Raw genomic sequence first — 13392 nt, forward strand, 5'->3', positions numbered from 1 at the left:
GCGCGGCGAGCGCGTCGGTCGGACCGTCAGGTCCCCAACTCGGCTGCCATCAAGTCGCCCGCCTGCTGCTCCAGTTGCTCGTCCGTCAGCCCGTCGTCATCGGTGTCGGCGCCGTCCGGCACCGCGCCGATCGGGCTGTCCAGGCGCACGTGCGCGATCAGCGACTGCAGCGCCCGCAGCACGGCGGTGCAGGTGGAGCCCCAGGTCGACAGGTAGGAGAACTGCCACCACCAGAGCGCCTCGCTGACCCGTCCCTCGTCGTAGTGGGTCAGCCCGTGCCGCAGGTCGCTGACCACGCCCGCCAGGTCGTCCGAGATCCGGAAGGTGTTCGGCATCATCGGCGGCCCGTACGGGTCGAAGACCTCGTGGTAGACGTCGATCGGTGCGAGCAGCTCGGCGAGGTGCTCGCGCAGCTCGACCCCGTCCGGCTCCGGACCGGCGTCCGGCTCGAAGCGGTCCTCCGGCAGCACGTCCTCGATGGCGCCGAGCCGGCCACCGGCCAGCAGCAGCTGCGAGACCTCCAGGAGCAGCAGCGACACGGCGCTGCCCGGCTCGTCGCCCTTGGCGATCTCGGTCACCGCGAGCACGAAACTCTTGATCGAGTCCGAGATCTGGACCGAGAAGTCGTCGGGTTCGGCCATGTGGACCGTGTGCACCGCCTGGTGCGTGCTGTTGTCAGACATCGAGCAGTCGTCTCCCTTCGAAGGCCCGGCCGAGGGTGACCTCGTCGGCATACTCCAAGTCCCCGCCGACGGGCAGCCCGCTCGCCAGCCGAGTCACCTTCAGGCCCATCGGCTTGCAGAGCCGGGCCAGGTAGGTGGCGGTCGCCTCCCCCTCCAGGTTGGGGTCTGTGGCCAGGATCAGCTCGCCGACGCTGCCGTCGGCCAGCCGGGCCAGCAGCTCCCGGATCCGCAGATCGTCCGGGCCGACACCCTCGATCGGGCTGATCGCGCCGCCCAGCACGTGGTAGCGCCCACGGAACTCGCGGGTGCGCTCGATCGCCACCACGTCCTTGGACTCCTCGACCACGCAGATCACCGTGAGGTCGCGGCGCGGGTCCAGGCAGACGCGACACCGCTCGGCCTCGGCGACATTGCCGCAGACCGCGCAGAACCGCACCTTCTCCTTGACCTCGAGCAGCGCGTGGGCCAGCCGGCGCACGTCCACCGGGTCCGACTGCAAGACGTGGAAGGCGATCCGCTGCGCGCTCTTGGGCCCGACGCCTGGCAGCCTGCCCAGTTCGTCGATCAGGTCCTGAACCACGCCCTCGTACACCGCTCTGCCTTTCCACTGGTCAGACGACCCGGCCGTACCGCTGTATCGCTGTACCGCCGGTGCCATCATCCAACGAACCGGGCGCCGGACACAGCGTCCGACGCCCGAAAGTCGACTCTGATCGAACAGTTCCCCTGCGCGACTCCGAGAAGTCACGGCCGGCGACGGGCCCGACGGGTCGCAACCGCGCCGCGGTCGGACGCCAGGTGTCCGGCCCTGGATGGACGTCCGACGTCAGAACGGCAGGCCGGGGATGCCGCCGCCCATGCCGCCCAGGCCCTGGGTCAGCGGGCCCATCCGGTCCGCCTGCAGCTTCTGCGCGGCGGCGTTGGCGTCACGGACCGCCGCGAGCACCAGGTCGGCCAGCGTCTCGGTGTCGTCCGGGTCGACCGCCGCCGGGGCGATGGTCAGCGCCACCAGCTCACCGCTGCCGGTCACCGTCGCCTCGACCAGGCCGCCGCCCGCCGAACCGGTCAGCTTCGTCTCGGCCAGCTCCTGCTGGGCGGTGGCGAGGTCCTGCTGCATCTTCTGCGCCTGCTTGAGCAGCTGCTGCATGTTGGGCTGGCCGCCAGGGAACACGGGTCACTCCTGCCTGGGTACAAGTGAGTAGGTAGCTCGAGTCGAGCCTACGCGCTCGGCAGCACCCGCCGGCCCCGGCGGCCCTGGTAGCGATCAGCCGCCGTGCTGGATCTCCTCCAACACGGTCGCGCCCAGCTCACGGATGATCAACTCCTGCCCCGAGACGCTCTCCTCGGGCACCCCGGCCACGGCGACGTCGTCGGCCGAGACCTCCTCGTCCTCCGGATCCACCGCCTGCGGCCGGGCCTGCGCCTGGACCTGGCCGTGGACTTGGGCCTGGCCGTGGGCCTGCGGCTGTCGCGATTGCTGAGCCTGCGGCGTGGGGGCCGGCGGTGCGGCCTGCGTCGGCTGAGCCGGGCCCGGCGGGACCGGACTCGGCGCAGCGGCCCCGGCCTGCCCGGGCGGCGGCCCACCGAAGCCGCCGACCGCCGTGGCCGTCGCCACCGGGGCCGCCGGACGCGGGGCCTGCGGCTGCGGGGCCGCGCCCCAACCGCCGGCACCGCCACCGCCGCCGGGCTGCGGAGTCTGGGTGCCGCCGGACGGATCGACGATGCACTCCACCCGCCAGTCGACCCCGAGCGCGTCGGCCAGGGCCTGGCGCAGCACATCGTCACTGTTGCTGCTGACGAAGCTGTCCCGGGCGCCGGCGTTGATGAACGAGACCTGCAGCGTGCTGCCGTCGAATCCGGCCACCTGGCCGTTCTGGCTGAGCAGGATCCAGGTGAACCGGCGCCGGTTCTTCACCGCCTCCAGCACCTGTGGCCACATCTGCCGGACCTGGGCCGCCCCTTGCTGCTGCTGCGCGGACGGGCCCGCCTGGTGCGTGGGCGTCGGTTGCGGCGCGACGGGCGCGGGGGCCGGCGCCGCCTGCACCGGAGCCGGCGGCTGCACGGGCGCCGGCGCGGCCTCGCCGGGGGCGGCGAAGCTGCGCGGGATCGGCCAGGCCCCGGGGGCCGGGCCGGCGGGGGCAGGGGTCGGGGGGGCGGGCTGCGCTACCGGAGCCGGGGCCGGCTGGACCACCGGAGCAGCCTGCGGCTGAGCGGGCATCGCCGCCGGTGCGACCGGAGGCGTCGGGGCCATGGGTACCGCCGGGGCCGTCGGGCCCGGGACCGCCCCGCCGCCCGGCAGCACCCCCCGGCGCTCCAGCTTGTCCAGCCGCGCCATCAGCGAAAGCTCGTCCGAGTACGCGCCGGGCAGCATCACCCGGGCGCAGATCAGCTCCAACTGCAGCCGGGGCGCGGCGTTGCCCCGCATCTCGGTCAGCCCGGTGTTGACGATGTCGGCGGCCCGGCTCAGCTCCCCCGCCCCGAACCGGTCGGCCTGCGCCTGCATCACCGCGACCCGGTCGGCCGGGGCGTCGATCAGCCCCTTCTCCCCGGCCTCCGGCACGGTGGCCAGGATCACCAGATCCCGCAGCCGCTCCAGCAGGTCCGTCACGAACCGCCGCGGATCGTGCCCGCCCTCGACCACCCGGTCGATCAGCTGGAAGACCGTCGCCCCGTCCTGCGCGGCGAACGCGTCGACCACCTCGTCCAGCAGCGCGGAGTCGGTGTAACCGAGCAGCGCGGTGGCCATCTTGTAGGTGACACCGCCTTCGGCCGCCCCGGCGAGCAGCTGGTCCATCACCGACATCGAGTCACGCACCGACCCGGCACCGGCCCGCACCACCAGCGGGAAGACCGAGTCCTCGACCTGGATCCCCTCCCGGCCGCACACCTCGGTCAGGTAGTCCCGCAGCGTCCCGGGCGGCACCAGCCGGAACGGATAGTGGTGCGTCCGGGACCGGATCGTCCCGATCACCTTCTCCGGCTCGGTGGTGGCGAAGATGAACTTGAGGTGCTCCGGCGGCTCCTCCACCACCTTCAGCAGCGCGTTGAAGCCGGCCGAGGTCACCATGTGCGCCTCGTCCAGGATGAAGATCTTGTACCGGCTGTGCACCGGCGCGAAGAACGCCCGCTCCCGCAGCTCACGCGCGTCGTCCACACCACCGTGCGAGGCGGCGTCGATCTCGATCACGTCGATCGACCCGGGTCCGCCCGTCGCCAGGTCCCGGCAGGACTGGCACTCCCCGCACGGCGTCGGCGTCGGCCCCTGCGCGCAGTTGAGGCAGCGCGCCAGGATCCGCGCGCTCGTCGTCTTCCCGCAGCCGCGCGGGCCGCTGAACAGGTACGCGTGGTTGACCCTGTTGTTGCGCAGGGCCTGCTGGAGCGGAGCGGTCACGTGCTCCTGCCCGATGACCTCGGCGAAAGTCTCGGGGCGATAGCGGCGGTACAGGGCTAGGGACACGCCACCGACGATATCGGGACGCACGGACAAACGCGTCGTCCCTCATCCCCAGGCTTCCCCCGGGAACGCAAGGACCCCTCGTGCACCCGCCAGAGCCCTCCTACCCTTGCTGCCTTCCGGCCCTGGGGGGGTTCAGAGAGATAACGCCACACGAGGGGCTGGCACCAGAGTACCGGATCCCGACCCCCACTCCGTCCCACTCCCCCACTCTCCGATCCGCAGGCCACCCGCACCCCCTACCTGCGACATAGCGGTTCGCGAGCACCCCTGAACATGGGCTAAGCTCTCCCACGGAGGATTCGCCTAGAGGCCTAGGGCGCACGCTTGGAAAGCGTGTTGGGGGCAACCCCTCACGAGTTCGAATCTCGTATCCTCCGCCATGGCTGACCAGCCATAACGAAGGCCCCGACCGCCCAGCGGTCGGGGCCTTCGTCGTCTCGTGGTCTCAGTTTTGGTCTCACTTCGAACCTTGGGTCGCACAGAAGGCGCTCGGCACCACCCCAAGGATGGCAGCGCGGCTTGTGACAGGGCCCAGGAGCTGCTCTCGGAGTTTCCCGCGATCGTAGGTCGCCCTTTCCATGACTACGGGACGGCAACAGCGCGAACTGCGGAAACAAGGCACGACAAAAGCGTTCTGCGGCTGTCGGCGCGTCCAGTCATACTGACGGATCAGGCTGTCAGGCCGCCTGCTGAACGACCAGGGCAACGTCGCCCAGGGAGGGAGCGCCCATGCTGGTGCTGTCCGTACAGATCGACAAGTTCCGGAACTTCACGAACAAGCAGACCATGACCGTCGACCCGGCTGTCACCTGCCTGATCGGGAAGAACGAGTCCGGGAAGACCACCGTGCTCAAGGCCCTCCACCGGCTGAACCCCGCGAACAACCCGGACACGTTCAACCTCACCAGGGACTATCCGCGCCGGCACCTGGCCCGGGACAAGCGGGCGCACGACCTCCTCGAACTCGCTCCCGTGACGGCGACGTTCGTTCTTGAAGAAGGCGATCTCGACGTCCTGGAGGATCAGTGGGGCGTGCGGCCCCCGGCCGACGCCCGTATCGAGGCCGCCCGGACCTACGACGACGAGCTCGAGGTCAGGATCGTCTGCGACCTGCACCGCATCCTGGAGCTGGTTTTCGATGAGGTCGGCATCGACGAGCAGGACGACCGCGCCCACCTGACGGAAGGCCGCGCGAGCACCGCGGACGTCGTGGCCGCGGCCAAGGCACGCTCCAAGGAGCTGAAGGAGGAGAAGAAGACCGCCCGCGCCAAGGTCATCGACAAGGTCCCCACCGAGCTTCAGAAGTACGAGTTGCTCCTTGACGGCGAGCTCGACGACGAGCAGCACCAGGCACTGGTCGACCTTCTCCCGAAGTTCTTCTACTTCTCCACCTATGAGCTCCTGCCCGGCGAATGCGATCTCCACGAGCTCGCCGCTCGCGACAAGAGCGGGACCCGGCGCCGGGGCGACGCGACCATGCTTGCCCTGCTGCGCCTCGCCGGCGAGGGCCCGGCGGACTTCCTGGACGAGGACTACGACAGCCGCAAGGCTGAGCTCCAGGCGGCCAGCCTGGAGCTCAGCGAGCAGGTCTTCGAGTACTGGAAGCAGAACGACGCGCTCACGGTCGTCTTCGACACCGACCTGGTCCCCACGCCGCCGGACCCCAGTACGGGGGAGGCGCAGCCGCACCACCGCATCCTCAAGATCGAGTTGCGCGACGAGCGCCACGGCGTGGAGACCAACTTCTCCACCCGCTCGACCGGCTTCCAGTGGTTCTTCTCCTTCCTCGCGGCGTTCAGCGTCTACCGCGACCGCAAGGAGCGGGTCGTGGTCCTGCTGGACGAACCCGGCACCAGCTTGCACGGCGAGGCCCAGGGCGACTTCCTGCGCTACATCTACGGCGAAATCGGCACCAAGCAGCAGGTCCTCTACACCACCCACTCCCAGCACATGATCGACCCGACGCGGTACGAGACCATGCGCGCCATCCACGACCAGGCGACCCGGCAGGACCCGACCCTGGGCGTCGTGATTACCCCGGTGAGCCTGTCCGCCGACCCCAAGACGATCCTCCCCGTCGAAGCCGCCCTCGGGTACTCCGTCGCCCAGCACCTCTTCCTCGGCTCCGGCCCGCTCCTGGCGGTCGAGGGCAGCAGCGACTTCGTCTTCCTGCTGCGCGTCTCGGACTACCTGATCAGCAAGGGCCGTACCGGTCTCGATCCGCGCGCGGCCATCATCCCGGTGGGCGGCGTGGGCAACATGCCGGCCTTCATCGCGGTCATGGGCCGCCGCCTGACTGTCCGCGCCATCATCGACGGCGCGGAGACCACCAAGGTCACCTCGAAGGTCATCAGCGCGGCCGAGGCCGCCGGCGTTGACCCGTCCGCCATCATCGTCATCGGCCAGCTTGGTGGTCTGCCCGACACCGCCGACATCGAGGACCTGTTCACCACCGAGGACTACCTCTGGCTCTACAACAAGGCCACGGGCAGCAACCTCGCCGAGACGGACCTGATCACCACGGAGAAGCCCACCCCGATCCTGATGCGCCTCAAGATCGCACGCGAGAAGCAGAGCAAGCCGGGTACCTTCGACCACGTCGGACCCGCCCACGAACTCACCCGCGAACGAGACGAGTTCTTCGAGCAGGTGGACGACCAGACCCTCAACCAGTTCGAAGCGGTGTTCAAAAAGCTGCAGGCTGCCTCCTAACCCCTATCTCAGCTGCGGCCCCGTTCCCCCGGACGGGGCCGCAGGTCTTTTGTGAAGGGCGACTGCGCGATCAGCGAGACATGGACGCAGAGGGCCCGTCGGCTCACTCACTGATGAGCCGTTAGGCCCTTGAGCGTCAGTCTGCGGTTTCCAGCGCAGATCCGCCCCACAGCGCGGCACCGATCTTCTTGCCGACGTCGTGCAGCATCGGATCGGTGACGTGCTGGTAGCGCTTGGCCATCGAGGCCGAGGACCAGCCCATGATCGCCATCACGATCCGCTCCGGCACACCGAGCAACAGCAGCACGGTCGACGCGGTGTGGCGCGCGTCGTGCAGACGGCCGTCGCGTACGCCGGCCTCGCGCAGGAGCCGCTTCCAGTGGTGGTAGTCGGTGCTGGGGTTGAGCGGCTCGCCGACCTCGGAGGCGAACACGTAGCCCTTGTCCACCCAGAGGTCATGGGCGAGGGCGCGCTCGCGGGCCTGCTCCTCCTTGTGCTGGCGGAGGATCTTGGCCAGCTGCTCGGGAAGCGGGACGGGCCGCCTCCCCGCCCTGGACTTCGGGTCCGCGGTCTCGGAGCGAGTCAGGATCTTCTGGGGGCAGAAGCCGGGCTTGCGACCGCAGTCCTCGTGGCACCCGTGCGCGTACTTGGGCCGCAGTCGGCCTCGCCGGACCCAGGCCACCCCCTTGTCGAAGTCGATGTCCGTCCATCGGAGCCCGAGGACCTCGCCCTGCCGCAGGCCGAGCGCGAGGGCGAAGATCCATCGGGCGGAGTTGCGCCGCTTGTGCGCCGTCTCCAGGAGGGCCTGGACCTCCTCGTGCTCGTAGGGCTCGACCTCGTCGTCGTCCAGCTTCGGCGCCTTGGCGATCGTGGCCACGTTGACGGTGAGGTGGCCACGGCGGACGGCCTCGCCGAGCGCGACACGGACGGTGCGGTGCGCCTGGTGAGCGGTTCCGCCCCGCTTCCCGTTGGCCCGCATCTTCTTGTAGAGGCGCTCCAGATGCTCGGGCTCCAGCTTGAGGAGCTTGTGCGCGCCCAGGCCGGGGATGAGGTGTACGCGGACCGCGACCTCGTAGCCGGACAGGGTGTTCTCCCCGACGGAGTCGGGCACGATGTCCGTGATCCAGTGGGTGAGCCAGGTTTTGACCGTCCACTGCTGGCCGGGCTTGCGGACGGTTCCGGCGTCCCGGTCCTTCTCCAGCTGCCGGACCTTCTTGGTGACCTCGGCCCGGGTCTTGGCAGTGACGTGGCGGCGGTCCGGGGCGCCGTCGTCCTTGACCCCGACGGTGACGCGGCCGTGCCAGCGCCCGTCGCCGCCCTGGTAGATGGAGGAGGCGCCGTTGGGCTGTCGAGACTTCGTCATGTGATCCCCCCCTCAGGCCGCGAGCGCGACGGCAGTGCCGGCGGTCTGGACTCGGGCGGCCATGTAGTCGGCCAGCGCCTGGGCGGGCACCCGGCGAAGGCGGCCGATCGTTACGGACGGGACCTCACCAGCGGCGACGAGGGCGTACATCGTCGTGCGGCCGACGCCGAGTCGGCGGGCAGCCTCCTCGACGGTGAGCGCGACCAGCGTCGGGTCCGGCATAGCGGCGCCGCAGCTGGCGACAAGACCGAGGAGCTGGTGCTCGGTGAGGCCGAGCGCACCAGCCAGGCGCGCGAGGGACAGGGGTATTTCAGACATGGGCATTCCTCCCGGCGGCGCGTGGGCAACGCGCCGCCGTGGCGACTTGGGATGGGCGGTGGATGGACAGGCCCGCTCGGCGGCCCCCGGCGTTCGTAGCGCCGGGGGTCTGGCAGCGGGACTGCGGCGTGCTCAAGGCAACGAAGCAGCACCGTAGGAGCAGGTCCGGCCGTTTTCCTAAAAACGGGCCGGGGAGGCCGTCCAGGCCAGCCATTTAGGAAAACGGCCAGGCGCTGGGCGACGATGTGCGCACGAAGTCGTCGCGCCCCGAGTCAGGTGGAGCGTGCGGGCTTACCGGTCGGCTCCGGGGTCCTTGCGGAGCGGATCCCAGGGGGAGTTGGGAGCTGGGTAGAACGCGGGCGTGGTGTCGCCGGTGTCGACGGCGATGCCTTGGGCGGCGAGACGCTCGGCGATCTCGTCGTACTCGCGCTCCGCCGCTTCGAGCCGGGCCTTGGCGCCCTGCTCGATGTCGTGGGCGGTTCTCCACTCCAGCTCGACTGCCTGGAGGCGGAAGCCCGCTTCCTGTAGCTCGTAGTCCGGCTCATCGGGGCCGGCGACGGCCTCCGTCATGAAGTTGGCGGCCGGGACGCTGAGCGCCTTGGCCAGGCCGATCACCTCGTCGAAGCGCACCGGGCGGGTGCCGTTCTCGATCTTGGCGATCTGGGTCTGGTGGAGCTTGAAGCCGAGCCTGGTCATGCGCTCCGCCACGTCCTCCTGGGAGAGCCGGGCGGCCTGCCGGAGGACCTTCAGGTTGTGGGCCACCAGGGCCTCGCCCTCAAGGGGCTTGTAGCGATGCACCATGGGGTTGACCATACCAACCTCCTTCCGATTGCTCGTAGACGCGACGGGGCGGATAGGAAGAATCTAGCAGTATGAACCTGCTATGCGCCAAGCGGTTAAAGCCATCCTTCACAAGACCTTCGCATAGCGGCCGAACAGGGAAAATGCTGGATTGGCATGAAAACTTCATGCTCTAATAGCTTGACATCGGCGCGCCACGCATGCTTACACTGTCCACGTCAGCATGAAGATCCCAACCGAGAGGAGGTTACGTCGGGTCGAGCAGCGGCCCGGTGTCCCAGAGAAAACGCGAAGCCCCCGGCGCTACGAACACCGGGGGCTGATCGGAAACCTCGCCACCGCCCATCCCAGGACAGTCGAGCTACGGCGGACCGGGTTGCCCCCCGGAGCCGCCGAGTGAGGAATCGCCATGACCGAGACTACTGCCTCCAGCCCCACGCCCGCAGCCCCCAGCACCGCACTGTCGGCCACGGGCTGGCCGCCCGTCGCGAAGGCCGGCGAGCCCGGCACCTACCTGCCCACCCAGCAGGACGCCGTGTCCACATCCTGTGGACAGCCGCAGGACGCCGCACCGGACGAGCCCGCCGGGCCGACCGGCTTCGACGACATGCCGGACGCCCCGGTGAACGGGGGCGCCGAGGTGCTCGCGGAGCTGAAGGCCCTGATCTCCAAGTACGTGATCCTGCCCTGCGAGGAGGCGCTGGACGCCGCCACGCTCTGGGTCGCGGCGACCCACCTGCAGCCCTCGTGGCAGCACGCCCCGCGTCTGGCGGTGGTCGGCCCCGCGAAGCGCTGCGGCAAGTCCCGCCTGCTCGACGTACTGGCCGAGACCGTGCACCAGCCGGTGCTGACGGTGAACTCGACCCCGGCGGCGGTCTTCCGCTCCATCACCGAGGAGCCGCCCACGCTCCTGGTGGACGAGGCCGACACGATCTTCGGCAGCCCGAAGATGGCCGAGAAGAACGAGGAGATGCGCGGCCTGCTCAACGCCGGGCACCAGCGCGACCGCTACGTGCTCCGGGTGGTCGGCAACGACCACACGCCCCACCGGTTCCACACCTTCGCCATGGCGGCCATCGCCGGGATCGGCGACCTCCCCGACACGATCATGGACCGCTCGATCGTCATCCGCATGCGCCGCCGAGCCGACGGCGAGCGTGTCTCGCCGTACCGCACCAAGCGCGACAGCCCCTCCCTGCACGAGATCCGCACCAAGATCGCCCTCTGGACCAAGCCCCTCGCCGACCAGGCCCTGCAGCTGGAACCGGCCATGCCGGTCGAGGACCGCGCCGCCGACACCTGGGAGCCCCTGGTGATCATCGCCGACCTCGCGGGCGGCCCCTGGCCCCGCCTGGCCCGGCAGGCGTGCTCCCGCATGGTCGCCTCCGAGGCCCAGGCCGAGGAGGAGGCCCCCAGCGGCGCGCGGATCCTCGCCGACATCCGGCGGATCTTCGTCGGCAGCGGAGACCAGGACAGCGTCACCACCGACCAGCTCCTGTTCGCCCTGAACAGCGACCCCGAGGCCCCGTGGGCCGAATGGGGCCGAGGCGGTCTCACGGCGCGCGGGCTCGGCACGATGCTCCGCGCCTACGGCATCTCCCCGGGCAACGTGCGCATCGGCGACGGCTCCCAGCGCAAGGGCTACATGCGCAACAAGTTCGCCGACGCCTGGCGACGGTACTGCCCCACCGTCCACCCCCTCGCGCCGAAAGTGGCCGGCGAGAGCTGACCCACCCCCACGGTTGCCGTCCCTGCCGTCCCAGCCGTAACAGCGCAGGTCACAGCCGCTGCGGGCAAGACGGCAACCACGTCCAAGACGGCACGTGAGCCGACACCGCCACCGGCCTGCCGCCGGGCGCACCACCGCGCCGACGGCGGGCCGGGCCGGGACGGCAAGCACATCCGTCTTGTGCCGTCCCAGCCGTCCCTGCCGTAAAACCGCAGCTCAGATGGCCTGCCGCCAAGACGGATCACCGTCCCAAGACGGAAACGCTCCGCGTACCGAGACGGCACCCGCCCGCGTCCAATACGCGACCGGCCACCCGAGCCCGCCCCTGCCGTACCCGCCCTGACCTGCGGATGCAACGGCCAAGACGGCAAAGACGGATCCCACGACACCACCTCCACCGCAAGGACCCCTCCCGCATGCCCACCGCCCCGCCGGCCGCCCGCCCGGCCGCCCCCGGCACCTTCGCCCGCACCACGATCACCATCGTGATGGCGGTCATCACCGCCCTCGCCTTCGTCTTCTCCTTCGGCAACGTCTGGACCCTGGCCCTGCGACTCGGCGTCCCACACCCTGTCGCGCCGCTGATCGCGCCCATGGTCGACCTCTCCGTGGTCGGCCTCATGGTCGCCCTGCACCACCTCGCCGCCACCGGCACCCACCCCGACCAGCTCCGCTCGGCCAACAGGCTGATGCACCTGTGCGGCCTGCTGGCCCTCGTCCTCAACTTCGCCGAACCGCTCCTCGCCGGACACTACGGCCGAGCCGCCCTCGACACCGTCGCCCCCGCCCTCCTCCTCGGGTGGGGAACCGTCGGCCCCACCCTCCTACGCCACCTCCACGCCCCAACCGCTACCACCACGGACCCGACGGAGCACACCCCTTCGGCCAAAACGCCCGCCACCGAGCCTCCCCCGGCCGAGTGCGACGCCGAGCCGCAGTCGGCTCCGGAGCCCACGCAGGCTCAGCCGCCCGTCGGCGGCGGCGCTCCGCCAGTCGAATGTGGCCCCAAGCCGCAGCCGGAACTCGGGCAAGCCAGCGATGACGACCAGGCTGAGCCGTCGGCTGCCGTCGACTCCCCGAGCGCGGACCGCGAGCCCACCGAACCGCGTAAGCGCACCGGCCGTCCGCCGCGCGCGAGCATGGACGAGCTTCTGGCGGTCGCGCGTCCGGCCGTCGCCGAGGACGGCGTCAGTGTGGCCGTGGTCAAGGAGGCCCTCCGCGAATCCGGCCTCCCGATCAGCAGCGAGCGCTTCACGAAGCTGATGAAGCTCCTGCGCGCCGAGCAGACCGGTCCTCAGTACGAACTGGCCCTCGCGCATCCGGCCGTCGACTGACCGCCTATCCAGTCCAGCCATGCCGCCTGCCCGCGATCCGTCCGGACCGGGCAGGGGGCTCCCTCGTCGCCTGCCGGTCCGTTCGCGGATGTCCAACGAGCCGTCAGCCGACATCCGCGAACACAGGTCCGCCGCCGCACTACACCGCGCACCCGGCACTGCCAAACCGCCAGCCGCCGAGATCATCACCCGCACACCACACGAGCGGGCCACGACCTGCTCGGCCCACCGACCGCTCTACCGGGAGCCCAGCCGTGACACACGACCAGCACCACGCCGACCACACCGCGGAAGGCCCCGACGAGCGTCCGAAGTCCCATACACTGAAGGCTCTTTGGCGGCGAGCCTTCGGAAAAGAAGCACCTGGTGGAGCCAGTAGTCCCCCAACTCCGACTTACAGCCGGAGTGGGGGAGTCTCCGCCCCAGGGGTGGCGGAGACGGCCCAGCGCGAGGGCGCGCCGGGCCTGGAGGTCGCGGCCGTGGGCGGCCACGACCCGGACAAGCTCCTCACCGTCCAGCAAGAAGTCCTCGCCCCCGTGCGCCAAAGCGACAGCGCCGACGACGACAGCTCCGCCGCCGAGCACGTCGAGCAGAGCGCCCACCGCTCGAACCGCCGCTTCAACGGCGTCAACCGCGAGAAGCGCGTCGGCCCTCTGCAGTTCCGGCCCGAGGAACGCGCGCACCTAGATATCTCCGCCGCCGCCAACGGTTACCGCAGCCCCGGCGGGTTCGCCGCCGACGTCACCCTGGCCTTCATCGACGGCCGGTTCTTCGTCGACCTGCCGCTCGCGGAAGAACGCCGCAAGCTCCACCACTTCCGCACCCAGGTCATCCGCGCGCTCAACCGCATCGGCAACAACGTCAACCAGATCGCCCACGCCCTCAACGGCGGCTACGAACCCCCCGTCGACGCCCGCCAGACCCTCGACGAGCTGCACCGCCTCCTCGCGGAGATCGCCGAAGCCGTCCGTCAGCCCGCCGACCAGGAAGCCTGA

General features: G+C 70.4%; 11 protein-coding genes, 1 tRNA gene and 1 other RNA gene. 5 read left to right on the forward strand and 8 right to left on the reverse strand.

Features of this window, described 5'->3' with window-relative positions:
* Positions 1 to 26: 26 nt before the first annotated feature.
* The 5 genes from P3T41_RS18330 to ffs form a co-directional block, all read right to left on the reverse strand.
* Positions 27 to 683, reverse strand: coding sequence for a DUF5063 domain-containing protein (locus tag P3T41_RS18330; RefSeq protein WP_280690969.1), 657 nt, complete (start codon positions 681 to 683; stop codon positions 27 to 29).
* A complete protein-coding gene (recR, locus tag P3T41_RS18335; RefSeq protein WP_280690970.1) occupies positions 676 to 1275 on the reverse strand; it encodes a recombination mediator RecR in 600 nt (199 codons plus the stop codon). The genes P3T41_RS18330 and recR overlap by 8 nt, the downstream gene beginning before the upstream one ends.
* A gap of 234 nt (positions 1276 to 1509) precedes the next feature.
* Positions 1510 to 1854, reverse strand: coding sequence for a YbaB/EbfC family nucleoid-associated protein (locus tag P3T41_RS18340; protein WP_280690971.1), 345 nt, complete (start codon positions 1852 to 1854; stop codon positions 1510 to 1512).
* A gap of 93 nt (positions 1855 to 1947) precedes the next feature.
* Complete coding sequence (locus P3T41_RS18345; protein WP_280690973.1) at positions 1948 to 4140, reverse strand: DNA polymerase III subunit gamma and tau; 2193 nt, start codon at positions 4138 to 4140, stop codon at positions 1948 to 1950.
* Positions 4141 to 4209: 69 nt separating this feature from the next.
* Positions 4210 to 4300: signal recognition particle sRNA small type (gene ffs, locus P3T41_RS18350), an RNA gene on the reverse strand.
* A 132-nt stretch (positions 4301 to 4432) separates the two neighbouring features.
* Here ffs and P3T41_RS18355 point away from each other — a divergent pair.
* Together P3T41_RS18355 and P3T41_RS18360 are read left to right on the forward strand one after the other, a co-directional pair.
* Positions 4433 to 4520 (forward strand) — tRNA-Ser (locus P3T41_RS18355).
* A 349-nt stretch (positions 4521 to 4869) separates the two neighbouring features.
* Positions 4870 to 6852 (forward strand): AAA family ATPase, encoded by a 1983-nt coding sequence (locus P3T41_RS18360; RefSeq protein ID WP_280690974.1) that lies wholly within the window; start codon positions 4870 to 4872, stop codon positions 6850 to 6852.
* Between the two features lie 136 nt (positions 6853 to 6988).
* Here P3T41_RS18360 and P3T41_RS18365 read toward each other — a convergent pair whose 3' ends face one another.
* From P3T41_RS18365 to P3T41_RS18375, 3 genes are all read right to left on the reverse strand, one after another.
* Positions 6989 to 8215 (reverse strand): site-specific integrase, encoded by a 1227-nt coding sequence (locus P3T41_RS18365; protein ID WP_280690975.1) that lies wholly within the window; start codon positions 8213 to 8215, stop codon positions 6989 to 6991.
* Positions 8216 to 8227: 12 nt separating this feature from the next.
* Complete coding sequence (locus P3T41_RS18370) at positions 8228 to 8533, reverse strand: helix-turn-helix domain-containing protein (protein WP_280690976.1); 306 nt, start codon at positions 8531 to 8533, stop codon at positions 8228 to 8230.
* 291 nt (positions 8534 to 8824) lie between these two features.
* On the reverse strand, positions 8825 to 9346 hold the full coding sequence (locus tag P3T41_RS18375; RefSeq protein WP_280690977.1) for a helix-turn-helix transcriptional regulator: 522 nt from the start codon (positions 9344 to 9346) through the stop codon (positions 8825 to 8827).
* A 595-nt stretch (positions 9347 to 9941) separates the two neighbouring features.
* Here P3T41_RS18375 and P3T41_RS18380 point away from each other — a divergent pair.
* The 3 genes from P3T41_RS18380 (at position 9942) to P3T41_RS18390 (ending at position 13392) form a co-directional block, all read left to right on the forward strand.
* On the forward strand, positions 9942 to 11063 hold the full coding sequence (locus P3T41_RS18380; RefSeq protein ID WP_280691121.1) for a DUF3631 domain-containing protein: 1122 nt from the start codon (positions 9942 to 9944) through the stop codon (positions 11061 to 11063).
* Between the two features lie 416 nt (positions 11064 to 11479).
* Positions 11480 to 12397 (forward strand): SpdA protein, encoded by a 918-nt coding sequence (locus P3T41_RS36955; protein ID WP_348533669.1) that lies wholly within the window; start codon positions 11480 to 11482, stop codon positions 12395 to 12397.
* A 428-nt stretch (positions 12398 to 12825) separates the two neighbouring features.
* The gene (locus tag P3T41_RS18390) at positions 12826 to 13392 is read left to right on the forward strand and encodes a MobC family plasmid mobilization relaxosome protein (protein WP_280690978.1); all 567 of its coding nucleotides are present in this window, start codon (positions 12826 to 12828) and stop codon (positions 13390 to 13392) included.

The organism is Kitasatospora sp. GAS204B (assembly GCF_029892155.1).
Lineage (GTDB): Bacteria > Actinomycetota > Actinomycetes > Streptomycetales > Streptomycetaceae > Kitasatospora.